The sequence below is a fragment of the Nocardia uniformis NBRC 13702 genome, from assembly GCF_001613345.1.
In the GTDB taxonomy this organism is placed as follows: Bacteria; Actinomycetota; Actinomycetes; order Mycobacteriales; family Mycobacteriaceae; genus Nocardia; species Nocardia uniformis.
The window spans coordinates 1-26,729 of record NZ_BDCE01000046.1 but is presented as its reverse complement, the minus strand read 5'-3'; the positions used below and the strand labels follow the sequence as shown (position 1 = coordinate 26,729).

Sequence of the window (26,729 nt, the reverse complement as noted above, 5' to 3'; positions counted from 1 at the left end):
CTCGGCCAGCTCTGATTGAGTGAGTCCTGCTGCGAGGCGCGTGACCGCCAGTCGATCATTGCGAATTCGCGGGGCACCATTCTTCGAAACTGTCTGCAACTTTGAGACACGTATTTGTTCTGGAGTGATTCCTGTGGAAGTGAATTCCGATTCCGAGAACGTGACGACTGCGGTCATCGAAGCCTCCCTGGTCCGATCGCGGAAGGCGCGCGCGGCACACACAACGGCTGATGCCGCTGGTGGCGCGTCTACGCCATGCGCGGGAGGACGCCAGAGGGGCGCTGCTCCAAACCGCCAGGGCGGCGGTACGCTCAGCAAACTCACCTGCCGGGCACATCCGCCAGAGCGGGGCGGTCGACCAAATTCATGGCAAGTGATCTTGCTGTGGTGAAGTTCATTATTCGCCTGCCGATCCGGCTTGTCCACAATTTTCGCAATCCGGGCAATCCCTGCGTCAGAATAGGAATAATGCGAGCCCCGTGGTTCCGCGTCCAGTCCCGCAATCGCGCAGCAATCTCGGACTAAAATCGAGTTCATGAAGGGCATGCTGGGGGCACGCCGGACACGGCGGGCGATAGGGTTTGCCTCGATCGCAGTGGCAGCCGCGGCGATCACGACCGCGATCGCGCTGCCCACCCTTCTGGTGCCGCACTTCCAACGGATCCCGGCCGACATCCGCGCCGACACCCTCAGTGTGGTCGACGACGCCCAACTCATCGATGTCACAGCGACTATGGCCGGACGGGCTCGCACCGAAACCGGTGTCCCGCTGCGTATCTCGATGCTCGTATCCTCGATCGGCCCCACCACCGACCGGACCGTCACCATGCAGGGCGCCACCCGCATGTACCGCGCCGACCGCACCGGAGCCGAGGCGACTGTGTCGGCCAGCGTGGACAAGGTCACCCTCGACCGGTACTCCTCGTCCCCGACCGGGCCGCCCGGGCTGACCTCGATCACCGCCGGGATAGTCGACACGACGCCGAGGCGAGGATTCCAGTACAAACTTCCCTTCGGCACCACCGACTCCGGGCGCTATCTGATGTACGACGACGTGGCGCGAGTCGATGTGCCACTGACCTACGTCGACGGCGCCCGCCATGAGAACGGGATGCGGTTGCTGCACTTCCGATCCGAAGTCGCGCCCACCAACCTGTTCCCCCGCCAGCCGGACATGTTCCTCACCCTGCCGGCCTCCTACTGGGGCCTGCCCGGCGACGACGAGATCCAGTTCGACCTGCACTACAGCGCCCAACGCGATATCTGGGTGGAACCGCAGTCGGGGATGATCGTGGAAATACGCGCGCACCTGCATCGGGAACTGGCCCGCCGCGACCTCGGACCATCGGACCCGGCCGCCGTGACGACCCTGGACGCGCACACCCGCTTCGACGAGCAAACCCTCGCCGAGACACTCGATCTCGCCCGCACCGCCCGTACCCAGATCATGTGGGGTCGTTTCTACGGGCCTGCAGTACTGGGCGTCGTCGGCGCACTCACGCTGCTCGCGGGAATCCTGATCCTGCGCCGCACGGCCCGCCCTGCGCGCACCGTGCCCGGCAGCGAAGATCCGACCGGACCCGATACCGCACCACGCACACAGAAGGGAGCCGACCATGAGTGAACACCCGGTGGACTTGCTCGTGGAAACCATGGGCCCCGGTAGGCCCACGATCCTCGCCGAATCCGGGCGAGACCGCGAATTTCGACGACTGGCACAGTCGTTGCGGGGCGAGGCAGAGCGATTGGTCGAAGACACCACCGCCCAGGTCAAACGCACCGGCGAACCGGTACAGGTCTTCGACACCGGCATCGCGGCCGCGGTACTGGGACCCACCTTGGCGGCCACGCCGGTAAGGGGTGTTGGCAGCGGGGCGCCCATGTTCGCGGTCCAGTTCTCTCCGACACTTGCCGAGGCCGAACAACGGGCGAGCACGATCGCCGCCTACGAATGGGAACTGGGGCTCGAGGAGTTACCGCCGCGGCTCCTGCTGGACGACCGCTGGCTCGACCTCACCAACACCGGCAAGGAGTTCCGAGACCGCGCGATCTTCGGCCCGCAGGACTTTTTCCGACCTATCATCCGGATCCGCGACATCGTCGAGCTGTGGGAGGACCTGCGCCGCGCCACTCCGGACACCGCGAAGATCGGCACGGTGCTCACCCGTATCGACGAAGGTCCGCTCAAGCGCATGCACTGGGCGCAACGCTGCGTATCGACCGACGCAGGGCCGCGCATGCGAGGACTGCTGCGCGATGTCACCGACACCGTCACCACCGCGGAGATGCGGCTCGAACTACTGGAGAACCGTGTCGGCACCGAGTCGCTGCGCCTGCAGGACGCTTTCGGCGTGATCGGCGACATCTCCTACCCGTACGCCCCGCTCATTCTCAAGTGGCTGACACCGCTGGTCCCCGACATCGGGCACGGCGTATCGACCGGCCAAACCGTTGCCATCCACCCCGACGACTTCGCCAACGTGCTCCAATGGATCAACGAAGCTAAGCAGGGCCGCACCGTCATCGGCCAGGGCCGTGTCCGTCGCGGCGGTGGCGGATGGCTGAAGATGACCTTCCACGCCAGCCTCCTCGACCCGGAGTTCTTCCCCACGATCGGCCTCACACTCGTGTATCCCGCCGACGTCGCGGTCCTGGATCCAGTCTCGGCGAGCGATTCCGTGTCTCGGGACGCCGGCTAACAGATCATTCGCGAGAGTCTCGGCCGGCGAACCACCGCGCCGCGACCTACACCGACATCAGGAACTCGCGCGCCGCCGTCCAGGCTGGGTATCGGCGAATTTCGGATCCTGGCTGGGCGGGCCGCATCGTCAACGGCGAGATGGCCATCGGTGCCATCGCGACCGATGGGTGCAGATTGCTGGTCATGATCACCGCGCCCACGGCGGTGCCCATGGCGGACGCGAAAACCGCAGCGATGGTCGCTGCCATCGTCAACGACGCGACCAGCGGCGCCGAACATCCGCCGAATCTGCGGAGATGCCGCATGATCGACAATCGTAGGTGAGCACGCCATTGCGGCCGGGAGTCGAATCGCCGCGTGGACCGAGATCCAGGGGAGGCCAGCATGATCCGCACACGTCGTGACGCCCCGGAGGCAATCCCGCATCCACGCGGGCGGCTGCCCATTCTCGGCGATGTGACAACCCTGAACCTGGGCTCCCCCACTCAACAGGCCGCTCGTGATGCCGCCAGGCTCGGGCCGATCTTCGAACGACGTGTCTTCACCCAGCCCGTCGTGATCGTGTCCGGAGCCGAGTTGATCGCGGAGATCAACGACGACGCAGCGTGGTGCAAGAAGATCGCGCCGATCTTCCTGCCATTGCGTGAGGTAGCCGCCGGGCTTTTCACCAGCGACAACGACTCCCCATCCTGGCGACTGGCACACCACGTGCTCGCGCCCGGATTCACCCGTCCCGCCATGGCGCGCTACCACGACACCATGACCGCGGCCGTCGGCGAACTACTCGACGAGTGGCGTGCCCACCCTCGACGCGCTGACATCGGCGCGGACATGAACAGCCTCACATTGGAGATCATCGGCAGGTCAGCGTTCGGCATGGGATTCGGATCGTTCACCGGCGCCGACGGTCCGCATCCCTTCGTGGAAGCGATGTTGCGCGGACTGACGTGGGTGCATCGCACAATCAATCTGCCGACGGCGGTGCAGCACACCGTTTTTCGCCGCCAGCTGATGCAGGTCGAGCAGGATATCGCGCTCTTGCACGCCACGGTCGACGACGTGATCGCGGCCCGGCGACGCGAAGGCAACGCCGACCCGACCGACCTGCTCGGGCTGATGCTGACCAGCGTCGACCCGGAGACCGGCGAGCGGATGAGCCCGGAGGCAATCCGCGCGGAATGCTTGACCATGTTGGTCGCCGGGCACGAAACCTCCGCCGGGGCAGCGGCGTTCGCCATGTGGGAGCTGTCGCGGCGCCCCGAGATCGTGGCGCGGATTCGCGCGGAGCTGGCCGAGCACTGCGGGCCCGCGCCCCTGCGGCTGGACTTCGAGCAGGTGGCGCGGTTGCGATACCTACGTCGTGTCGTCGACGAAACCCTGCGGCTGTACCCGGTCGCACCGGGATATTTCCGCCGCCCTCGCCAGCCGACCATGCTCGCCGACCGGTACCCGTTCACCCCCGACCAATGGGTACTGGTGCTCACCCTCGCCGCGCATCGGGATCCAGCGGCATGGGGGCCCGACGCCGACCGGTTCGATCCCGATCGATGGGGCCCCGACCGTATCCGGCCGCTCGGCGAGCACGTGTACAAGCCCTTCGGCACCGGTGCACGGGCATGTCTCGGCCGCGCCTTCGCACTCCACGAACTTGTCCTGACCCTGGCACACATCGTGTCGGCGTTCGACCTGGCGCCCGACCCCACCTACCTCCGGTTACGGGTCTCCGAGCAGCTCACGCTGAAGCCGCGCGGGTTGCGGATCCGCCTGTCCCCCAGGGCGTGAGCTGATGAGCGTCTTCGTCATCCGGACCGCCGAGCCAACCGATCTACCGCTCGTGGCGTCACCGCCGACGAAGGCATTCCACGCCGACCCGGCGATGGCCAGTCTGGTCGGACACCGTGCCGCACGCCCCACGGCGGACCCGCTATTTCGCCACCGCGCTGTGTCACCATCACAACCGCATGGGAGGCATCCGGATCGCTACCGTCGACGAGCAGCTCGTCAGCTCTGCGCTCTTGGACCCACCCGGCATCCGGTCGATAGACTGGCCGCGCCCGCGCTCGGCGCGAGTCTCCGCACCCAGATCCCGGTCGCTCTCACGGTCCGTCGTCGACTCGACGTCTGTCCGGGGATTACGCCAGACTCAGCAGCTGATCGCTGCTGCTACACCATCTCCGTGGACGCAACCCAGCCTGCTGCCAGCACATCAGCGGTCATCGCGCGAAGACCTGACAAGGATTCGTATTACGGTCAGTGCGGCATGTCGTCGCGTCGGCTTGCGTGACCAGACAGCGGGAAGCACGACACCGACGAAGACCACCATCACAGCTGTGGCGACCACCCACGTGACCAACAACGGATTCGGGCCGAGGAGGTAAGCCGCAGCAGCAACCACAGATCGGGCCGGCAGCCGGACTGCGGATGCGAGTGAGTGAGAAAGCAGGGGATGTGCCATGGGTGCCACATTGGCGGACAGGGGCGGTGTCCGGTGCGTTGCCCGGACGCTCCCGGACAGCGCCGGTTGATCAGGGCTTGATGTCGCTTCCTCGAATTACACTCACACGGTGCCGGATTCGATGGCGGAGTTCATCAACCAACTGCGGGGTTTCCGAATTGATTGCGGCGGGCCCTCCTTACGTGAGATTTCCCGGGCAGCACAGCGGCGGCAGGACATGCTTCCTGTCTCGACCCTCAGTGACAACCTGAAACCGACTGCTCGTCCACGATGGCCCTTCGTCGAGGCGTTTCTACGTGCCTGCCGCGAAGCCGCTGGCGGACAGCTCATGGACGCTGAGCTTCGACGCTGGAGAAGAGCGTGGCATCTGGCCTATGCCGAGGACACCGACCGACCCGGTTCGGTACGTGCGGCAGCCGGGTCCGCGTCCGACTCGATGATCCCCGCCGGGCCTGCATCGTTTTCGGCGATGTGTCGTGACTACGTCACTACGCTGCGGCAACGGTTGTCGAGCGTGGATCTGGAGGTCTTGGCCCCAGCCTCAGAACATGGCGACCATCCGAGAATGCGGATGGAATCGGTGTTCGTTTCGCCCTCGCTGTGCCCGACTGGTCCACAGTTGGAGCTCCCCATGGCGTTGCGGCGCGCATTGGCCGAGACCGCGCAGATACCGTTTGAGGACGCCCCTGTCTTCCTCGATAGACACCATCTCCGGGCCGCGCAGCGCACCTATGACGAGAACAGGCCACGCAGCGGCGTCGACATCCTGGCCGCGCGTCGGCGGGTTGTCATACTCGGCAATCCCGGCGCCGGCAAATCCGCTCTCACCCGCTATGTCCTACTTGAGATCGCGGCCCTGCTCGGCAATCCGCCCGCGCTAAGCCCGGACACGGCACCGGTTCCTACGACAGCAGTTCGGCTACCAATCGCCCAGTACACCGTCGTCGCAATGACCAATCCCTCGGCCACGACAGCCTCCGCAGACCAATCCCGGATTGCGCACCCCGCGGGCACCGGGCCTGAGGCCGCTACCGGAATTGGGCTTCCAAAGCCTCGGGGCAAGAGCGAACTGGATCAAATCATCGAGGCGTGGCCGGGCATCCGGAGAGCAGTGGCTTTATCCGCCCCACGCACGCATGCGTTGATGACTGCAGGGCAGCCCTGCGCCCTCTTTGGCGACGTCCTCGAACTCAGTCACCAGCACGCGGAGTTGGCGGTGAGGCTGGCCGGTTCGAGCCATACCGGTGCACTGGAGGCCACGATCGAACGCAGCCTCGGCCGCCACTACACCGTCCGCTGGTTGTTACCCGAGGATGCGGTGATCGACGACCCTGTAATCGATGACGGCGCCGTCGATGTGCAGGCCCGCCGATGGGCACGTCCGCCCGCGGCACTGGCAGACCTGGCCGGCTGGCTACCGATATGGGTGGAGTTGCGCGCCCTCGCGTCAACAGCGCCACGGCATGAGTCTGTCCTGGACTACCTCGATGCCCAGTACCGCAGTGAGGCATTCGGGTTCGCCAAAGCCGATCTGGAGCATTATCTGCTCACCGATGGTCGGGCGGTCGTCGTCTTCGACGGTCTCGACGAGATCTTCGACCCACAGACCCGGCTGTGGGCAATCCGGCAGATCGAAGGATTCACGCGCCGCCACCCGCGCGCACGCATCATTGTCACATCGAGAATTCTCGGGTACAGGCAAAAACACTTGGCCGACGCGGGATTCGACCATTTCACTGTGCAAGACTTCACAGACGACCAGATCGATACGTTCGCCCGGACGTGGGCGGCGACAGTGTTTCCGCGCGATCTCGTCGCGGCCACCGCGATGGCACAGCGGCTGCGCCGGGCAATCGACCGATCACCGGCGACGGCCGAACTTGCCGCAAACCCGATGCTACTGACCATCCTGGCGTCGATGTCTCGTCACCACGACCTGCCCCGCGACCGGGCATCGGTGCTGCGGCATGCGGTGGCCGTGTTGGTCGAGCAATGGGATACCAGCAAGCTTCTGTCGGACACCGACATCGAATCCAGCTACGGGCTGAGCTTCCATGACAAGCTGCAACTACTACAGTTGGCCACGCGCCAGATGCATCGCCGTCGCGAGAGCGACCCGGGCAACCACTGCACGGCGCCAGCCCTGGTCGAGGCGTTTTACACCTACCTCCGCCGAACGCTGCACCTACCCGCTGACCGCGCCGTCCTGCTCGCACGCGCAATGCTGGCACGTTTCCGCATACGCAACTCCCTGCTTGCGCATCTCGGCGGCGAAATCTACGGGTTCATCCACCGCGCATTCCTCGACTATCTCACCGCCGCCGACCTTCATCACCGGTGGGCAGACAAGAAGTTGACCGACCAGCAGATCATCCGCCTGTTTCACGACAACGCCGACGACCCGACGTGGAACGAAGTGCTGTCACTGCTGGCGACCATGGTCCCCGCCCCACTCGCTGCCATGTTGGCTGCTCATCTGCTCAACCATGGCGACACCGCGTACATCTATCGATGTGCCCCCAGCGACCATCCCGCCGACTACTTCTGGGAAGAATTCACCCCCACCGCCCACACCCGTCAGGCCCTGAACATCCTCGCCCACCTTCAGGGCCGCTCCGGCGCCGCCGCGCTCGAACCGCACAGCACCGCACTGACGGTCGGAGTCATTCGCCTGCTGCGCGAAGCCGACCGCGCAGAATCGTGGAGAATGCTGGACGAACCTTCACTTCTCACGACTCTCCCGCACGACGCCACGTGGATAGATCGTCCTCTCTACCGCGGCTGGTATGAACAGTGGTGGCCTAGCGCCGGCCCTTTGTGCAGCAGCGAAGTGTTTACGGATGACTATTCGACGAGTTGGCGGGTGGCTGCTCAGCTGTATCTCGATCACCCCCACAACCTGCAGGCACTTGTCGCACTGACCAATGGGGGCGATCCGATGGTGTGCAGTCTCGCGCTGCAGCAACTGATTTCCGAGTTCGCGGCGCAGCCCGACACCATAGAGATTCTGCGCCGTCATGCCGCTGGGCACGCTTTCGCGGAGATCCGCGCAATGGCTGTGACCGCCATCGCCGATTCGTGTCCGCATCTACCCGACACGATCGAGTTGATACACCGATGTGCCCTCGATCCGAGCCCACAAGTCCGTCTCGACGCCTACGGTGCGCTGGCGCAGCACTGGCCGCACGAGGCCGCCACACTGCCGCGCCTGCTGACCGCTCTGGCCGACGATGACGATGAGTACCTCCGCGATGAACTGGCGAAATTGTTGATCCAGCATTGGCCCGAAGAGCGTTCCGTATGGCAGGCGTGGGGCGAGCGTGCAGTCGGCGACCCCAGCAGCAACGTCCGATTGACCGCGATAGAGGCCCTCGTCAACTGGGCTCCCGAGAACGAACTGCCCGAAGTGATCGTGGAACACGCCTACAACGACGAGGACGCGATCAGCGAAGTAGCCGAACCCGCCTACCGTGCCATGACAGTGCGACGAGTCCTGCGCGAAGCCGGATTCACCGTAACCGGAACCGCCGCCACCGTAGCCGGCATCCACGACCATGAAGCCTGGGCACTCGCTCAAGAATCCACACCAACTGAAATTCTCGAATTCGGCAACGATGCAGCGGATTTCAACAGACGCTTCACCTCCGCCTGTGCCAGTCTTATCGCAGACTCATTCCCCCACGAGGCCGAGTCCAGCGCCTACCTCGCAATACCGGAAAAATGTTCGTGGCAGAAAGTGACCTTCAGCGGCACACCCGATTACGCGCAACTGCTGCGCCACAAGAATCGACGACACGGCCTCGCTCGACCGATCACAGAATTCGCCAGGATCGCGACCGACGGTTCCGCTCTGATCTGCGCGAGCATCGACGCAAAAAACGCCCACCTCATCCTGGCGATCCGCGACACGAACCAAAACCCAGGACGACAGCGGCAATAAATCGGCAGATCCCCCACCACGGAACTTGACGGTAGCCGAAGAATTCCGGCCAAAGGACCGGAAAATGCGCGCCAGGCAACAATCCCTGGTGTCGTCGGATCCCGAGGCTTCTGGCCGCCGCCGACGACGGCCAGAAGCCTCGGAAATCGACTGGTAGACAGTGTCATTCGTTCGATACTGTCGACGTCTGATGACGCCGGTCAAGAGTGAGGTGCTCGATACGCATGAGCCCTTACCCGGAGGGAGCCAAGTGCACGCAGGTTTCGACGATGCCGCCTTCTTGCCGCCAGCAGAACAACAGATCGCTCGCGAGCACACCGAACGAATGTCTCGCTGGCTCCACAGCTGGCAGCAGGGGGTTGTGCCTAACCCGGTAGAGAGCCCGGACCCGCGGCCTTTCCTGGCTGTGGCCGAGCGCTCAGCCAAGGTGTGTGAGCGATTGCTGACTGTCTTGTCGCCGAAGGCGGCGGTCTCGGCCTGGTGGCCGGCAAACAGCGACGCCCGACACTTGTTGTCGCAACACACCCTGCTCAACCGCTTTTTGTGGGTACTCGCGGTCGGCGCCTCCGGCGACAGTGATGATCCCGCCGTGCTACAGCGGTACTTCCTCCATGCCGGCCGATGGTGGACAGCCTCGAACACTGCCGATGACTACCGTGTGCCCTCAGACGGAATGTCCATGGCGGTGCAAAGGGCGCCAGGGCGAGAGTTTCTGTCCCGAACAAGCTCGCAGGTCATCCGATACAACTGGGTCTCCCGAATGATCTGCACGGAGATCGGGCGTCAGATCGAGGCCGATGATCACTATCTTGCGGCCCTGCCCCAGTTCACTGCCGCCAATATCGACCGGTCCATGGGGATTGCCGTACAGTACGGAAGACTGAGCGACGGCAGCGACTTGGTGGTCACACCATGGACCGATCCCGTATCTGAATTCATCGCCGAAAACCTGGCAAAAAAGGCTGGCGAGTTCGCGAAGAAGCGGTTCGTTGACATAGCTCTGTCCCCCGAACTCGAAACCCGACCTTGGATAGCATTCACAGACGGCATCGCACCCATTGCCTTGGGAACGATCCGGCTCGGCATGGAGCGAGCACTACTCAAAGCAGTTGACGACAAGCTCCTACAACACCGCAATCGCGGCTCGCACCAACTCAGCAAGGGCGAGTTGTACGAGCGCGTCAGCCAGGAATGCCTACGGCAGTCGTTCCACCACCTGATCGGCCCACAACCTCCACGCCCCATGACGATCGCAATCCCCGGTGAGAACAACCCTGACATCGACTGCGCGCTCATCAACCGCCGGGTGCAGCTCATCGGCGAAGTTAAAGCAATGGAAGTACCTGCAAATACGACGAGCGTGGATAGAGCCTTTACGCAACAGGTTTCGAAAGTCGTCGACCAGCTTCGCAAACGGCTCGAAGCTCTCGAGAACGGCACCCCCATAGTCGACGGCGCCGGAGTCACATACACCGATAGCGGTCACACGGTTGCGCTGGGCATTGTCCTGCACAATTACGGCGCATCACTGTCCTACCCGGAGATGCTGCAGTTGCTGCCCACCGCGGTCGTGGACAAACGGATCGCCGTGGCCGACCTGCATGCGTGGATCATCATCCTCACCACCATGACTTCATTCCAGGAACTCCGTGACTACCTGAAATTCCGTTGCCACCTTCTCGAACTCGGTGTCACAACCAATGAAGAGTGCGATATGGCCGTAGCATTCCATAACCCGCAACGCGGCAAGAACGTCATCCGATACTTCCGCGCCAAGCTGAAGGAACATCCCGACCTGGAAAAAGCACTCTACTTGCCAGGGATGTGGATATCTGCCACAAACGCGGCGGACCAGCCCCGCCCCACCGATCCCGGGGTGTGGAAACGGGAATTTTACGATGCGGCGCAAACGGTCCCGATGATGTAGACCAGCTATCCAACACAGCCGATACCGCAATAATCAGCGCGGTACGGGAAAGCGAATCTGGAACAACCTCTGTAGACCACTGTCTGGACTTCCTGCAGACCGAGTGGCTCGCCGATAGACTTTGCCGACAGGATCGACTCGCGCAGTGCGCACAGGGGGCCTGACGCCAGGGATGCGCAGGAGAGGGCAGCAGACCAGAATCGTGTGCCGACAGCCGAAGTCGGCGCGCGTGAACGTCTCCCGACCGACAGCTCGATACTGTCTCCCTTGTGACCGGCTTCGACTTTCATCTGCAGGACTTGAATCTCTGGGACCTGACCGTCTCGGGCTACGACGACGAACTCGACGGGGATCTGAACCTGCCCGACGGTGACCTTGTCGACGTAGAATCATCGATCCAGGACCTCACAGCGGACTACGCCGAGTTGCGTAGGGCACGCCCCACGCGGATTCGCGGCGACCATGGGTGGCGCGAGATCGAGTGGGACAACGGGGCGGTTCACCGGTACGAATGGACGCCCTACACGATGGATATGCGGTGCGACGAGTGCAGTAGCCCCGACGCGGACCTCTACGTGGTACACGACGAGTTGTGGGCAAGTTCAGGACTCGACGGCTGGGTCTGCTTCCGCTGTCTGGAGAAAGCAATCGGTCGCCGACTCGTCCCGTCTGACTTCAAATCCCTGCCAGGCAACACCGACGTGGTGCATCACGGTCCGGAACTCCGAGAGAGACTCGGGCTTAGCTGACACCGCAGTCAAGGAATGTTTAACCGAGATGTCACCCCCCGCGACCTGTGCCCCGTTCGGCACTCCTTGCAAGCCGGAGAGTGGATGTGCTGCGCCACACGCGATCTCACCCCCGCGGCAGGAGCGGATGTTTGGTGCTGGCCGACTCGATGCGGGTGAGCAGGCAATGCCGGTTTACGGCGGTCTAGAGTTCGTCGTGGATCGTTTTCCCGGTGAGGCTCGCCAATTAGAGGTCGGCACGCCAGGAATCGTCGTGTCGAAGCATGACTGCTCCCGTCGCTTCCTGAGCCAATCGACCCCCATCGAGAAATACTTCGGCAACTGGTTGGCGAATGTTCTCCGGAAGCCATGAGACGCAGCGCTCGACATCGAGTGTCGGCATTGTGCCCAATGATCGACCCCTGAGGTTTCGACGAAGTAGGAGTCGGTACAGCCCGTGGGCGGGGCGGACCGGCGGGAGTCCAGCGGAGAGAGCACCTGCGTTGGCTCGCTGCGGGATTATCAGTCCGTCACGGTCGAGGTCGCCGTAGTAGGCGATGTCGGTGACATCGTCCAGTGCTGCGATCCGTGTAACCGACGCCGCAAAGGCGTGGCCCCCTCCGAACACGACATAACTCACGTGGCCACAGTCTTTCGTCAGAGCCGTGCGGACGGATTCGAAGGTATCGCTGTTCTCGATTACGAGAACGATGCCGCCGGTACCGACCCGCTCGTATGCCAGGGGCGGGGGAATCCGCTCCGCGAACAGCGCGGCCAGAGTTAGTCGACCGGGCGCGAAGAGGGTGGTTGCCAGCAGTGCGTCGAGTCGCTTCTCGTCACCAAAGATCTCCAGGGAGCGCTCACGCATTGGGACGATGGTCCGACCAGCACCGTCGCCGTCAGTGTCAGTGTCACGCAGCCAGCGATTGATCCTTTTGAGGACGTCGAGCTGGCCGCCGGTCAGCCTCTCAGACGCCGCCCAGTTGAGTTCCCGACGCCAAAGAACCTGTGCCCGAGTACGTTCGACGTTCACGTCTGTCTTCGATACCGAGGGAACCCGAAGCCATCGCGGTAGCGGGGGCTGGACGTCATCCCAGCCGTCACGACCTTTGGGCAGCTGCACAAGAGCATGGTCGGCAAGCTCGTCCAACAGCGCGGACAGAACGCGACGGCCATGGACCGTTCCGGCTGTTCCCGGACATGCCCGAGCGAATGCCGACAGAATCGCGGACTGCTCGAGGCGTCGTTCCGCCGCCGAGTTCACGAGGGCCACAAGATATGCCGCCGACTCCGAGAGCGAGCTCAGTTCGAGGTTCCCCACCGAGTCGGTCATCACAATTCGCCAACCACTTGGCTGTCGAGGTCCCCCTGTCCGATGTATGGGTTGTCATCGGAATCTCGGACCTGCTCGCGTGGTTTCACCATGAGCCGTGCGGTCGAGACTCGGCCCGTCACCTGGTCATCGTCGTTCTCGTTGACCACGCGATCCACGACGTGCAGATGCCTTGTCCCCGTTCGTTGATCGGCGTCGTTGCGCAGTCGGATGCACAGTGGGAAGGTGGCCAGTACCCGGTCCTCCATGCTTCCGGTGGTGTAGATGAGTTGGACGCCCAGTGCCGCGGCCATGTTCATCTGCAGATTCAGGAGGTAGTCCGCGCTCGCTTTGCCGATCGGGTTGTCCAAGATCAGCATTCCGCCCATGCGATTGCCCCGGGTCGTTCTTGTGCTACCCCGTAGCGCGGCGAGTGTGCAGTACAGCATGATCGCGCCGGTGAGCTCCTGACCACCGGAGAAGACTTTTGCCATCTCGCTGATCGAGGCGTACTCGGCGCGGTCGCCGGAGTCGGGTTTGAGAACCTCCACCTTGAAGTCACGGGGCACTGCGGTCCCCACACAGCGCAACACCAGGTCTCTGCCACCGATGGCGGCTTGGCTGCGAGCGTTGTCGTCCACAGTTTCCGCGATGCGCGCTGCCAGCAGCTGTGGCTCGGGCTTGACGAAGCCGATCTTCAAGACCCTGCGTCCGGCCCACACTCCTGCCTCGTCGGGCAGGCGGGAAAGTCGTTCGGCTTTGTCCAGCAGGGTCAATGCTTCATTGACCTGGTGCTGTAGTTGCTCGATCAGCAGCTTCCGGTGGCGATCGGAGTCCTCGAGATCGCTGGTCAAGCTCGCGGCCCGTTCTGCCAGCTGCGATGCCCACTGTTGAGCACGTTGCACGAGTGACACCTGGTCGATCTCGGTAATCTGTTTGTAGATGGGGGCTTTGAGTCGATTGAATCGGGGATGGCCGGTGGTGCTCCGGAATTCGCTGGTCGCGTCCCGGACCGCGCCCTCGGCCGCGTTCAATTCGTCGACGGTCTCCCCGTAGTCACGGACTGCGGCATCGGCGGTGCGCTGTGCTTCGTCGGCTGTACCAGCGAACGGTGTCGCCTCTTGCGGTATCTGCAGTTTTCGAGTCGCCGCTCGGAGTCCCCGGTGCACGGCCTCCATCTCGCGTGCTGTGTCATCGGCATTTCGTAGCCGCTGCTCCGCGGTCCTTTCTAACGCGGTTGCCGCCTCGAGCAGCTCGTCGGCATCGTGCAGTTTCGCCGCGGCTTGCGCAACGAGCTCAGTGCCATGCTCAGGGTTGGTCGGTGTCCACTGCGCATCCAGATCAGTCCAGGGCAACTCGTTCTGTCTACTGACCGATCGTGTCTCGGCTGCCAGGGCGCCGATCTGTTCCTTCTGCTCGTCGTAGTCCGTGCTCAGCTGCTGGGCGTGCCGGCCGAGTTGTCGCTTCACCGCCTCGAGCGAGTCGGGACTTCCCGCTTCGGAGGTCCCTGCCAGGAAATTCGCCCGATCGACAGCTTCCTCGGGCTCGCTCCCCAATTCCACATCGATATCGTGCAGCGATTGTTGAGCAATCCGGACCAGCTGCTCGAGATCCTCCCCCACGATCACTGCCCGGAATCCCGCTTCGGCTTCGCTGTAGGCGATGTCGAGTGCGGCCAAGTCTGTTTCGTCGACACCACCGCCGAGTGGCTCGGTGCCGTAGACGACTTTTCTGAGTCGTTCGGTGTGGGCGTCGCCCCGGACGCGGATGGACTCGGCCCGGACCGCGAATTCGGTGGCCTGTCCGTGTAGTCGGCCCGCTGTAGCGCGTTGTTCACGAGCGGTCTCCAGGTGTCCGGCGGCCTCGGCCAGCAGTGATGCGGCCGCGGCGCGGGCTTCGGCGGCTTTCGCCGCGTCGGTCGCGAGCCGTTCGACGAACTCGGCCGCACGGACCGCCGCCTGTGCGGCGGATTCGGCTGCTGCAACGGTTGCTACATGTTGGTCATAGGCATCCACTGCCCGCGCCTGCAGCTCGTTGGCACCGTCGAGGACAGCCTTGGCTTGATGGGCGGCGGCGGCGGTCGATGCCACGGTATGGCGCAATCGTTCCATCGTCCCCGCTGGGTGCCCGTGTATCCACTGGCCGAGCCGAAGTCTCAGTTCTGCGGCCGCGGACTCACGCTCGATCAGGTCGTCCATCGGATGACGTCGCTCGTCGATGCGTATCCGAGCCTGTTCTCGCAGCTCCGCCGCCGCCTGCGGATCGTGCAGTGCCGGTGTCGGCTCGACGACGAAGCCGTCCAGCGGCTCCGATACCTCCGCTTCCAGTGCTGCTGTGGTAGCCACAAGGACCGCCGTCGCAGGGAGTGGCCGTGCCTCGGCCAGCAACTCGCGGGCGCGCTCCAGGCTCGACAGGTCCGGCACGACGATTCCGTCGACGAGTGCCGGCCAGGCTTGAATGGCGTTGGCATGGCGCCGAGGGTTCACCACCTGCTCCAGCGCCCGCCACCCCGCCATCGCGTTGACTCCACCGTCTGCGAGCAGATCGATCAGCTCTCCGACCTCCGCTCGGGGCGGGAGCAGGGCCTCGTCTTGCATGGTGAGAGCCTCGATGAGCCGCTGATCGGCCCTATTGCCGACGGCCAATTCCTCGAGACGGTCCTTCGCCGCCGCGGCCGCTGCCGCAGCAAGGTTGTGAAAGGTCGACGCGTTCTCCTCGAGCCACAACTCTGGGTCTCCGCCGGGTACCGCCTCGGAGATATCGAGTTCGGCCAGCGCGCGCAGCGTCTCGTCGGAGGTGAGAATTGCTGCAGCAGTGGCGGATTCGCGCGCAGCGCCAGCGGCGTCCGCAGCCGCGCGTCGTGCGTTGACCTCGGGCTCGATGAGCTCTCCCGCCGCTTTGCCGAGTTGCCGACTCTCCCGTTCCAGCTCCTTGTGCATCTCGCTGACTCGGATAGCGGCTGATTGGAGTCTTTCCGCGTTGTCGCGCAGACGATCCTTGGCCTCTGCGACGAGTTCGCCATCGTGGAGCAGACCGCTGGCTCGCGCGTCCTCGACGCGACCGTCAACGGAGTCGGCCTGTTCGACAAGGAGTTCGGCGGTTCCCGATTTTCTCGCCGCTTGCTGCTCATCGGCGGTTGCCCGGCCATCGGCGGCAGCGGCCGCCTCGGCGGCTTCGTCACGCTTGCCCTCGACATCCTCGGCCTGGTTCTTGCAGTTCTGCGCGGCACTGGTCAACGCCCCGGCATAGCGGGCCCCGGCGTTGTCTCGTCGTCGGCGGGCCGTACCGGCGGCTTGTTCCGCCGCTCCGAGCAGATCAACGGCGACACGGTACTGTTCGTCGGCGGTAGCGCGCTTCAACACTTTGGGAACCAAGGTCCAGCCCGCGATATCCAGACGTATGTCGTCGAGCTGCCCGCTCGTCACACCGGCCAGGGTCCGCGCGGCCTCGAGTCGGAGCAGCAGGGTCAGACGCAGCACCTCCTTGCCCACCAACTCGGCCTCGTCACGAATAGTCTTGTGGGCCTTAACATTCGAATTTGCCGAATCACGATCCTCCCCGAGTTTGTGCCGCGCATCCCCCGACATCCGAACCGATGTGTGGATCGCACCGGCGAGGTCGGTCAGGGTTAGCGCAGCGGTGTGGGCCGCGCTGATTGCCGAGGTGTGCCGGGCATGATCAGCGGCGAGCCTGCTCGCAGCACCGGCGGTTTCCGAGGAGAAGTCGCGGTCCAGGAGAAGCTGATCCCGGCGACCGATGTTCTTGGCGTACGCGTTGAAGGCCTTTCCAAGTTCAACGTAGTTCTCGGCGTCGAGGGCCTTGCTCAACAGCCATTCGACGAACTGGCGGCCGGAGGTGGTCTTAAACGCTTCCGCCGCATCGCCTTCGTCGACGTTCATCGCCTGCTGCACGGCGAACAGGTCTGGTTCCAAGCCCAGTCGACGTAGATGACCCTCCCACGCGCCTTGCCGCTTTTCGACCTCCAGACGCAGCCCCCGATCCTCCGCATCCAGTCGTTTCAGCGCGTCGTGGAATGCGTTCATCGACAGCCTGCGCCGGTCCACCGCGAACGGCAACGTCGACAAGCCGGTGCCATCGGTGGGGTTGAGCGAGTAGAACAGTCGCTCCAGCTTTCCGTCCGACGTCGGCACGAGCACCTGACCCGTCAGCAGTGTCTCACCGGTTCGAACGTTCGCCCACTCCAGCGCGATATGGGAAGGAGAGGCCGCCGAAACCACATACGCGCGTAGGGCTTCCCGGCCTTTGCGGGACTGCCGCTCGGACAACACGGTCGACAACAGCATGCGGATGAACACCGACTTGCCGCCGCCGTTCTCGAGGACTAGCAGGCTGGCCAGCGCGGGGCGCCTGAACACTTGCCCCGGGGACGGGATCAAGGCACCGGCCGGGATCGACGGACCGCCGTCGGAAAGGTCCAGCAGGACATCGTCATAGCGGGCCTTCGTCGGGCCGATGTTGTACAAACGGACACGGTTCAGCTCGTACATTGCGAGGATCAGACTCCTGGCTCGATTACGTTCTCGGACAAGGGTGCCGGGGGGACGGATTCATCCGTGTCGGGGTCGGCGGCGGTGGGATTGCCGTCCGCGCCGACCGTGACGCCGAGCTCGGCGAGTTGGCCGAGCATCTGCTGACCCGCAAGTTCACGCACCTGAATCTGGTATCTGGCGGTGGTGTTGTAGGTGCCGCCGTTCTCGTTCCCAGCGCGACGCAGCATTCCGTTGTCCGCCAAGTACTCTGCGACGCGCTTGATGATGGCCCGCCGACTGGTGGCAAGCGCACGATCATCACCGGTGGCACTGACCTGGTTCCGACGCTGGTAGTAGCGCCACAGCTGCAACAGGTTCGGATTGTCGACCGGCACACCTTCATCGGCACCGACCTCCACGGCACGACGATTCAACTGCTTCGCGGCCTGTTCCACCATCACGTCGACATGATGAATCGTGACCCGGCCGACATGGACGTCGTCGTCGAGATCCTCGGGCCGATAGAAGGCGAGGGCGGCGATGGCCAAATGCGCCAATGCCGCGATGGGACGGTCGGCGGTCTTCGATATGTGATCGCCGACCTTGACGGCGAATTGGGTGTCGGCGGTGGTACCCAGAACGAGCCCGGCACGGTTGTCTATCGCGATGATCGTCAGTTCGAATCCCCGTGCGACCGCGTGCACCAACTGGACGAACTCGGGATCAGTACGACACCGCTTCACCAGGCCCTGGTACTCGACGCTCCGGCTGGGTGTCAGTGCCGACTGGAATCCGAAGGCGAGCAATTTGTTCGCCGCGGCCGCGTCGTCGAAGTTCATGAGTCCTCTCCATTCGCCCTACCGGAGACTCGACCGCGAACCACCAGCAGGTCGTCTCCAGCGAAGACATCGTCGTCCAGTTGACAGTGGTCCGCCACGGCCGCGAGTACGGTGCCGTGTGCGGGATCAGAACGCGGTGCGCCGAAGAGCCCCAGCACATGCAGGGCGAGAAGGTGATCGAGACTTCTCAGCCCCGACGCACCGACCGCCACGCCACGCGCCTCGGCGAGCAGCGCGGACAGGCGGATTCCGTCGTGATCCACGCGCTTCAACACACCTTCGAGGGCGATGTACTGGTCCTCTACGAACGCGGGTAGGAGAGCGTCGTCGTCGAGTTCGGGCTCAATAATCAACCCGTCGTCGGCGTCGCTCTCGGGCGGTATGGTCAGCAAGCTGGTGATCAGGTCCGGCAGGAACAGGACCGTGGGGCGGCGAGGTGGCGTCGCCGCGGTGGCGAACCGCTCCAGCAACGGACCTGCCTGCTGCACAGGCAGATTCAGGACGGGCTCCAGCAACTGGTGACCCAGATCGACGTAGGAACGGCTAGGGGGCGGCACGAACGCTTGCCGCTCCTGTTCGGCCCGAAACCGGTCGCCCACCTCCTGCAGATTCGCTTGCAGCGCCGCGTGCCGTCGCAGGCATTCCTCTAGGATGGTGATCAGGTCTGCGGCTTGGGCCGGTGTCGCGTCCTCGGTGCCGTTTTCCATCAGCCCGATCACATTGCCCTTGATCGTGTTCTCGGTTTTGATGCACCCCTCGATATGCGCGAGCGCGTCGGATTGGATGCGCTGGACATCGCGTTCCCAGCGCACCGAGCGAATGTCGCGACGCATACCGTCCAGCTGGGTGCGAATGTGTTCGGCGTACTGCGCGGTGAGGCGCAGCGCGGTCTCCGCTGTGCGGTGTGCGTCGATCAATCTGCCGCGCTTGACCAATGCGTCGAGCTTCGCGTCGGCGGCCACCTGCTCGGACGCGATGTCGATGTCGACCGCGCCCACCAACACCGCGATCGCCTCGTCCGACGCACGGAGCCGCGGACGACCATCGAGCCCGGCGACCTCGCGTAACAGCTTGAACGAGAAAACATGTGACGTGTAGGAGCCGTCCGACATGACGCCGTATACGTGGCTGAAGCTTCGATCGACGGTTCCGACGTTCACGAGGCTGTCAAGGACCCACCTGGCCACCTCGGTGTGCTCGTCGGTGGAGCGGTCGGGCATATGGATCCCCGCCACGCGGGCCACCGCGCTCACCACGTCCTCGTGCTTGGCGCCGTCTTCGAAATCCATCTTCAGAGTGACGGTATCGATCGCGGTCAGGGCAAGCTCCTCCATCTGATAGCCGGTCCAGTCTCGTGAGGTCAGCAACGACTTACGTCGTTCCAAATCGAGTACCGGATCGGCCACGGCGAGTGCCTTCACTCGCGTCGCCAGGCCGAGAGTGTCCCGGCCACGCCCCTTCGCTTCGGACATCGTGGTTTTCGCCCCTCCCCTATCAGTGCGGGCTAGGCCAGCATTTGCAGACCGCTGGACAGATCCGCGTTTATCAACCTGTCGCGTTCGTCCGCGGTGAGCCACCGCGCCGCGGAGCCGCCCCCGATCGGTCGCTCGACCCAGAGAACATCGTCAACAGCTTCGGCGACCGCATGCAGGTGACTGATCACCATGACGAGGCGGTCGCCGCCGGTCTGGGCACGCAGGACATCGAGCGCCGATTGCAGTGCCGCGGTGTCCAGGGTCGCGAAGCCCTCGTCGAGAAACAGTGACCCCAGGCGCGGTCCACTACGAGAATGCAACTCCGACAAGGCGAGCGCCAACGCGAGCGATGCCAGGAACTTCTCCCCGCCGGAGAGCCGATTCGCGCTATGGACGACCTTGCTGTTGCGGCTGACGATGTCGCAGTTGTCGGCGAACCCGAACTGATTGTCGGTCAGCTGCCCGAGCAGTGCGCTCGCAATGCCGAGCAGCGCGCGGGTGTTCAGCTTCGTCAGGTATCCGAGGAACCTGGCGTCGACGAGTTCCCGTCGCAGCACGTCCAACGCTTCGATTCGAGCTTGGCCGGCCGCGATCGCGAAGTCGAGGTCTGCGGCCTGCTGGATCTGGGCCGTCACGGCGCGCTGTATCTCACGCCACCGCTCAGCGTCTCCGCGCGCCACCGCTCTCGCGTCGATGAACGGGTGAACGGCCTTTGCGGTGGTCATGTCAGCTGCAGCGTCGAAGTCGGCCACGTCGGCCAGCTGCGCGGCTGCACCGACAAGATTGGCGGTCGCCTTCTCGAGGTCGGCGGCGTGGGCGGCACAGGCACCGGACAGGGCGGTGTCGACGGCCGCTGTGATTTCGAGCAGATCGGCGGCGAACGCGCGGACCTCGGAGATGCCCGGTTCGGCGGGCGTTCGGGGTACCTGATGTTGGCGACTGCGGTCGAAATGGTGGATCGCGCGGAGCAGTTCCTTCCCCCACGCGTCGAGTTCACTTCGGAGTGTGGCGAGCGGCCGCGCCAGGAGCCGGTTGGTCTCCTGTTCGAGGTCGCGCTGCCGGGTGAGTATGGCGGAGTTCGCGACACGCCCAGCTTCCAGGGCACTGAGCAGACTCTCGATCTCGGACTTCCCGGCAGCGACCGCCGATAGTGCCTTTTCGACGGAATCGCTTGTTATTTCAACTACTTCGCTGGGCAACAAGCATCGTATGCGGCTGGGCAACGCATGGATGTCCGCGGCCGTGCGGGCTATCGCATCGGTTTCTCGGGACGACGATGAACTGGCAGCCTCGGTCGCGGCGGCGTAGGCACTCCGACGACTGACAAGCAGCTCACGTTCGACCGTAATGGTGTTGGTGGCCAGTGATTCGGCGTCACGTAGTTTCATGAGGTGGGCGGAGACCGCCTCATCGCACGCTACGAGCGCCGAGATGATCGGTTCGGCCAGGTGCTGATGCGGAGCGTGGCGGTCGGACTGCACGGCCAGTGTGCCCATCGCGGCGTCGAGGGCGGCGGAGGCGGCGGCAGCGTCGAACGATCCGCCGACTCGTGCTGCAAGAGTGGAGAATTCGTCGAACTTCGCGCGCGTGGCGTCGGCGGAACGCCGCGCCTCCGACTCCGCGGCACACCGGTTCTCCGCACCATTCGATACAGCGCGCAAAGCTGCTGTGACTCTTGCCTTGCACTGCCCGAGCTCATCACTGATCTTGTCGCGCCGCCGCCTGGCATCGCGCGTCGCGGCCTTCGCCTTTCGGATCTCTTCGGCGCTTGCGGTCGAACCGGCCTCGAAGGGATCCGGTACCTGTTGCTGGCACACCGGACAGTCGTCACCCGGGTGGAGATCGGCCGCGACCAGAGCTGCGCGATTGTGCAGGTCGAGCGCGCTCTGTCTCTCCTCGGCGCGGGTTACCGCGTCTTCCACGGCGATGATCTCCTGCTCGAGGCGGGCGACAGCCTTGTTCGCTTCTTCCAGCTCCCCAGTCGCAGACCCACACGCTGCGACCGCGGCGGTGATTCCGAGTGCGGCCTTCATCGCGTCGGCGATCTGTCCACGGAGTGCACCCTCGCGGCTTCGCACTTCGCGACCGACCTCGGTGGCCATAGCAGCCGCGTCGATCAGCGGCCGTGCCTTTTCGATCCGAATGTTCAATTCTGCCTCATCCGAGGCAATTTGGTCGCCGTCGGCGGCGAGTTGGGCCGTGTTGACATCTAGATTGCGGCGCTCCACGCGATGGGTATCGACGCGTGCTGCGAGGTGTTCGAGAATCGTCGCGGCCTTGGTGAGTGGACCCAGTCCCTCGCCACGATGTTCTCGCTGTTGAATCTCCGCGGCGAAACCCGCTTCACGGTCCGCGATTTCGGAAGCACTGTGTTCGAGGGTTGCACGTTGGGTTTCGAGCCGTTCGGCGACCGGTTCGAGCCTGTCCAGTGTCGCGGCGACGTCGTGCACCACCCCGTCGGCAAGTCTCCGCGCCGCCACCTGCGCCGCTTCGGCTGCGGTCCGCGCCGCCGAGACCTGTTCCTGCAGTTTGTTCATGGCGTCGATGGATGCACTCAGACGTGCCGCCAAGTCCTCAGCCGCCGCGGCCTTCGCACCGGCTTCCGCGGCGGTCTCCTCCGGGTGTGTCGGGATGTCCAGACGCTTGGACTTCGCCACGGCGAGTAGCTCTTTCAAGTTCGCGCAACGGTCTCGAGCGACATCCTGGACCGATGCCAGTGAGTCCGCACCGAACAGCTCGCGCAGAAGTTTGGTGCGGTCCCTGGGAGCAGAGGTCAGGAGCTGGTCGAACTTCCCTTGTGGCAGGAGCCCGACCCGAAGGAACGTGCCGTAACCCAGTTGCAGGACAGCTTCGATGCGGTTGGTCACCGGCGTCGCGCCGTCGACCTCGTCGCCGGTATCCATGTTCTTCAGATGATGGCGTCCCGCATTGGAATTGGTGGCGTGGATCGTGCGGTGCACATGCCACCGGTGGCCTCCGTGCGTGAAGGTGAGATCGACACTGCCCGCGACCGCTTGGTCGGCGATGAGATGTTTGGTCTCGCGGCCGTCCCAGGAGCTCTTGCCAAAGAGGGCGAACGTGATCGCTTCCAGCAGACTGCTCTTGCCGGCACCGGTGTCACCGAGTGCTGCGGTCAAACCCTTGCCGGTGAAGTCGATGGTGACCGGATCGGGATAGCTGCGGAATCCCCGCACAGCAAGGTTGACAGGCTTCATGACAGGGCTTCCGTGACCGTGGACTCGGAACCGGTCAGCACGCCGGATCGATCGATACCGTCGAAGCCGCGGCCTTCGATCGCGGCCGTCAGCAGGTTCTCCTCGCAGCAAGATGTCCGGTCGGTCGGATCCGGGTCCGCCTGTAGGTGGGAGAGCGTGGACATGACGCGGTCCAGGGCCGGTCCCATGACTCGACCGTCGGAAAGATATTCGCGCAGTAAGTCTTCGACACTGGGCAGGTCCGCAGCGGTCGTCGCGTGGTCGAGAATGTGGACCTCGGCGCCCGGACGAAGTTCATCGATGTCGACAATCGTCGCTTTCGGCAACATCTCGGTGAGGGTCTCCGCCAGGGCGAGGGTGGGACCGTCGGTGTGGACCGTGACCTTCACCCAGGCATCACCAACGCGACCCGCGGTCTGTCTGATCTCGTCCAGGGTTCCGGCGAGCTTGACCAGCCGCCGACCGGATTCTAGTGGGGTGACCTCGATTCGGGGTTCCCTGCCCGGAGCGATCTCGGCCAGGATGACACTCTTGGTATCACGAGTCTCGCCAAAGTCCATTTGGAGCGGACTACCCGCGTAGTGGGCCGGGAAGCCGATCCCGTCGATGCGCTGCGGTTTGTGAATGTGCCCGAGTGCGCCGTAGTCCACCAGCGGCAAATTGGTAGCGATGGCGGCGTAGTCCGAGTCGATGGAGATCGGTCGCTCGGAGCGGGACGGCGTGGCGCCCTCGACGAACAGGTGTGCGGCGAATACCAGAACGTCACGCGGACCGCGATTGTGGGCGAGGCGGCGGTAGACGTCGGCCTGCACGACCCGCATCCGCTCGGCGTAGGTCGCCGTCGCCGTGGCGGGGTCGGCGAATTCGTAGGCGAACCGATTTGGATGCAGATATGGCAGTGCGCCGATACGGACTGCCAATTCCCCACGCGCAGTAGGATACTCGGCCACCAGAAGACTACCGGGTCGAGCGTCCGTCGCGAAGCGCACCCGGACTTCATCATCGGGCCGGGTCCCCAGATCGCTCAACATGAACTTCAGGAAGGACAGCACGTACGACGTGTCGTGATTGCCTGCCACCACTACTACCGGCGCGATTTTACCGAGTCCCCGAAGCGCGTGCGCGGCGCGGCGCATGTCGTCCAGACTAGGACGGGGACCGTCGAAGAGATCGCCGCTGTGCACGATCACGTCGGGAGCAGAATCGACTGCGATTTCAGTGATTTCGTGTAGGACGGCGTCGAATTCGGCGTCGCGTCGATGGCGTCCTGCGATCTGGCGGCCCAAATGCCAATCGGAGGTATGGAACACGCGTGCGGTCACGAGGTTCTCCGAAGAAGGTAGCGGGCGGGCATTCGGTGCGCCGCCGCGGTCGAGTGGAGTCGAGCAACACGAGGCTACCCCATACTCGGGAAGAAGTCTGGAAAACTCTGGAACACTGGTACGCTCCGGTGCCATGAGCAACCCACTGGACGCACTGGAGAAGAGCATCGCCGAGCTGCGTCGCGCTATCCGCGACGCGTCCACCGCCCGGGATTCGGAGCGAGCCGGCGAACTCCGGGCGCAGCTACGCCGAGCCGAACGCGCCTGGGATGCCCTCATCGAAGCCGACGAGCCCCCCGCAGCGACCGTCGTGACCGAAGAGGCGACGGCAGCCGAACCGCGCTCGATGGCTCTGCCCGCCCGCGAACACGTGCAGCGAGCATTGGTCCTGCTCCAGGCTCCGGCCGCACCCAAGTTGATCGTCGATGTCCACGAAGCATTCTTCCCCGGTGATCTATCGGCGTCGAAGCTGTCGAGCCTGCGCCGCGACGAGGAACGCTCCTACCGCTCAGCTCCCGGTTCCCGGCCGTACTACCTGTGCCCAGCGCTCAATCACGATTTGCTCTCCCCGGCAAGGGCTTTGATCACGATCAGCACCTGGTCACTGGAGCAGCGCATCGTCGGCCCGCTCTCGCCCAGGGTGAACTTCCTGACCGGCGCGGTTCGAATCGCCGAAGCCATTCTCGGGATGCGGTCGGCTGGTTCGGAACCCACGCCGATCGCGATGCGCCTACTGTGGCGCTTCGCCACCAATATCCCCGAAGCCATGCCGCCGAACTCGACCCTCATAGTTCCCGATATCGACCGGGTGATCGCCGCGGCTCGCACCGAGCTGGAGGTTCACCTCGACGCCGACCATGCGACCCGAGCGGCGTCAGCGCGGCGAGCCCGCAAGCAGCTGAGCGATGAGCAGCAGCTCTTCGGTTCCTCCCTGCGTCAGGCCCGACTCAACCAAGCCGACGGCTGACTCTGCCGTTCAACCCTCTAGACCCCCATTCCCTCCTCCCCAAGGAATCACACTGCCGTGAAGGTAGCTCCCGACATCCGCTTGGACGCGTTGCGTGGATCCGCACCGCGTCTGAGATACAACGCCAGATCACTTGCCGCGCTGGAGAACAACCCCCGATGCACACTGCGAGCGGTCCTGGACACCTCCGGTTCCGACAAGGCCGCCATCGCGGACCACGCCGGATACCCGACGCCCTTCGGTCGATCCATCTTCGCCATCACCCGCGGCAACAGCTTCGAGAAGATGGTCAAGGACAACGGCTGCGCCGAGTTGCTCCGGGTCCTCCGCGAGGTTCTCGAACTCCCGATTCCACAGGTCGGATACCGAGACCTCAATGACGTCGGTGGCGACAGCAGCCTCTCGGCCCGCTACACCAAGACCGAGTCCCTACTCGTGGCCGCCGCCCGCGGCAAGGGCAACGGCCACCTGTACGACCACCCGCTCTTGCGCATGGAGGTCGGCGGCCACCCGGTGTATCTCGAGCCGGACCTGGTGGCATTCAAATTCGGCGACCGCCTGTATGTGGTCGAGATCAAGAGCTTCCCGGTTGTGGACGGGCAGGCCGACGCCGCACTGGTGAAGTCGGCGACGACCCAGGCCTGCGCGTACATCCTCGCGCTGCGTGCCATGCTGACCGCCGCGGGCATCGACGACCCCGACATCGTATCTGACAAGATTGTGCTGATCGGGCCCAAGAACTTCACCAACCGCCCGACGGGCGCGTTTGTCGACGCGCGGAATCAGGTCAACAATCTCGCCCGCCAGCTATCTCGCATCGGTCGCATCGGCGACCTGCTCGACCTGCTACCCGACGGGCTGACCTTCGACCTTTCCCCGGACGAGAGCGGCCGTCCACAGCGTCCTCGCGACGAACTGCTGGCCGCGCTGGACGCCGTACCGGCCTCTTACCGGCCGGATTGCCTCAGCCATTGCGAGATGGCCTACTTCTGCCGGTCACGGGCACGGGCGGCGGGTTCGCTCGATGTGCTCGGGTCGATCGTGACCGAGCCGCTGGGTGGCATCGACACCGTGACAATGGCTTTGGGCCTGGCACGCGGTGCGATCGAGCCGAACGATGAGCAGGTCGAGATGGCCGTCGCCCTGCGCCACGCCGCACGGCTACGCGCCGAGCTGATCGGCGCGGTCGGCAATACCTCGATAGGGAGCTCGAGATGAGTAAGGTTTCGGCTCTGGCGCGCCTGGAGGCCATGGAGTCCATGCGGGCCATGCCTATCACAAGGTTCCGTCACCGGCGACTGTCGGAAAACCCGCTCGTCGTCATTCCTTTAGTCATGGCGGGCGAAGCGGGATCTCCC

15 protein-coding genes are annotated in these 26,729 nt (G+C 64.3%); 8 read left to right on the top strand and 7 right to left on the bottom strand.

The window, feature by feature from the left end:
- Positions 1 to 535: 535 nt before the first annotated feature.
- Together pgfA and NU1_RS14885 are read left to right on the top strand one after the other, a co-directional pair.
- The gene (gene pgfA, locus NU1_RS14890; RefSeq protein WP_084521407.1) at positions 536 to 1,624 is read left to right on the top strand and encodes a cell envelope lipid trafficking protein PgfA; all 1,089 of its coding nucleotides are present in this window, start codon (positions 536 to 538) and stop codon (positions 1,622 to 1,624) included.
- Positions 1,617 to 2,699 (top strand): GAF domain-containing protein, encoded by a 1,083-nt coding sequence (locus NU1_RS14885; RefSeq protein WP_067521785.1) that lies wholly within the window; start codon positions 1,617 to 1,619, stop codon positions 2,697 to 2,699. The genes pgfA and NU1_RS14885 overlap by 8 nt, the downstream gene beginning before the upstream one ends.
- 46 nt (positions 2,700 to 2,745) lie before the next feature.
- Here NU1_RS14885 and NU1_RS14880 read toward each other — a convergent pair whose 3' ends face one another.
- Positions 2,746 to 3,006, bottom strand: a complete 261-nt coding sequence (locus tag NU1_RS14880) for a hypothetical protein (RefSeq protein ID WP_157552264.1) — start codon at positions 3,004 to 3,006, stop codon at positions 2,746 to 2,748.
- A gap of 79 nt (positions 3,007 to 3,085) precedes the next feature.
- Between NU1_RS14880 and NU1_RS14875 the strand changes: the two genes are divergently transcribed.
- The 4 genes from NU1_RS14875 to NU1_RS14860 all read left to right on the top strand — a co-directional run bounded on the left by NU1_RS14875 (position 3,086) and on the right by NU1_RS14860 (position 11,772).
- The gene (locus NU1_RS14875) at positions 3,086 to 4,483 is read left to right on the top strand and encodes a cytochrome P450 (protein ID WP_067521781.1); all 1,398 of its coding nucleotides are present in this window, start codon (positions 3,086 to 3,088) and stop codon (positions 4,481 to 4,483) included.
- Positions 4,484 to 5,265: 782 nt separating this feature from the next.
- Complete coding sequence (locus NU1_RS14870) at positions 5,266 to 9,096, top strand: HEAT repeat domain-containing protein (protein ID WP_084521405.1); 3,831 nt, start codon at positions 5,266 to 5,268, stop codon at positions 9,094 to 9,096.
- Between the two features lie 190 nt (positions 9,097 to 9,286).
- Positions 9,287 to 11,023, top strand: coding sequence for a hypothetical protein (locus NU1_RS14865; protein ID WP_067521777.1), 1,737 nt, complete (start codon positions 9,287 to 9,289; stop codon positions 11,021 to 11,023).
- Between the two features lie 269 nt (positions 11,024 to 11,292).
- Complete coding sequence (locus NU1_RS14860) at positions 11,293 to 11,772, top strand: hypothetical protein (RefSeq protein WP_067521776.1); 480 nt, start codon at positions 11,293 to 11,295, stop codon at positions 11,770 to 11,772.
- Between the two features lie 226 nt (positions 11,773 to 11,998).
- On the opposite strand, the gene NU1_RS42750 is transcribed toward NU1_RS14860, so the two are convergent.
- The 6 genes from NU1_RS42750 to NU1_RS14830 all read right to left on the bottom strand — a co-directional run bounded on the left by NU1_RS42750 (position 11,999) and on the right by NU1_RS14830 (position 24,404).
- Complete coding sequence (locus NU1_RS42750; protein ID WP_212761968.1) at positions 11,999 to 12,619, bottom strand: Wadjet anti-phage system protein JetD domain-containing protein; 621 nt, start codon at positions 12,617 to 12,619, stop codon at positions 11,999 to 12,001.
- A gap of 464 nt (positions 12,620 to 13,083) precedes the next feature.
- Positions 13,084 to 17,571, bottom strand: coding sequence for a coiled-coil domain-containing protein (locus NU1_RS14850; protein ID WP_067521775.1), 4,488 nt, complete (start codon positions 17,569 to 17,571; stop codon positions 13,084 to 13,086).
- An 8-nt stretch (positions 17,572 to 17,579) separates the two neighbouring features.
- Complete coding sequence (locus NU1_RS14845) at positions 17,580 to 18,392, bottom strand: hypothetical protein (protein ID WP_067521773.1); 813 nt, start codon at positions 18,390 to 18,392, stop codon at positions 17,580 to 17,582.
- Positions 18,389 to 19,864, bottom strand: a complete 1,476-nt coding sequence (locus tag NU1_RS14840; protein WP_067521771.1) for a hypothetical protein — start codon at positions 19,862 to 19,864, stop codon at positions 18,389 to 18,391. Before NU1_RS14840 ends, NU1_RS14845 begins: the two co-directional genes overlap by 4 nt.
- A 32-nt stretch (positions 19,865 to 19,896) precedes the next feature.
- Positions 19,897 to 23,082 carry an AAA family ATPase gene (locus NU1_RS14835; protein WP_067521769.1) on the bottom strand — a complete coding sequence of 1,062 codons (3,186 nt, stop codon included), beginning with the start codon at positions 23,080 to 23,082 and terminating at the stop codon, positions 19,897 to 19,899.
- On the bottom strand, positions 23,079 to 24,404 hold the full coding sequence (locus NU1_RS14830) for an exonuclease SbcCD subunit D (protein ID WP_067521766.1): 1,326 nt from the start codon (positions 24,402 to 24,404) through the stop codon (positions 23,079 to 23,081). The genes NU1_RS14835 and NU1_RS14830 overlap by 4 nt, the downstream gene beginning before the upstream one ends.
- 133 nt (positions 24,405 to 24,537) lie before the next feature.
- Here NU1_RS14830 and NU1_RS14825 point away from each other — a divergent pair, with 133 nt between their 5' ends.
- Positions 24,538 to 25,371: a hypothetical protein gene (locus NU1_RS14825; protein ID WP_067521764.1), complete on the top strand. Its 834-nt coding sequence runs from the start codon at positions 24,538 to 24,540 to the stop codon at positions 25,369 to 25,371.
- A 57-nt stretch (positions 25,372 to 25,428) separates the two neighbouring features.
- Positions 25,429 to 26,589, top strand: a complete 1,161-nt coding sequence (locus tag NU1_RS14820; protein WP_067521762.1) for a hypothetical protein — start codon at positions 25,429 to 25,431, stop codon at positions 26,587 to 26,589.
- The last annotated feature ends 140 nt before the right edge of the window (positions 26,590 to 26,729 follow it).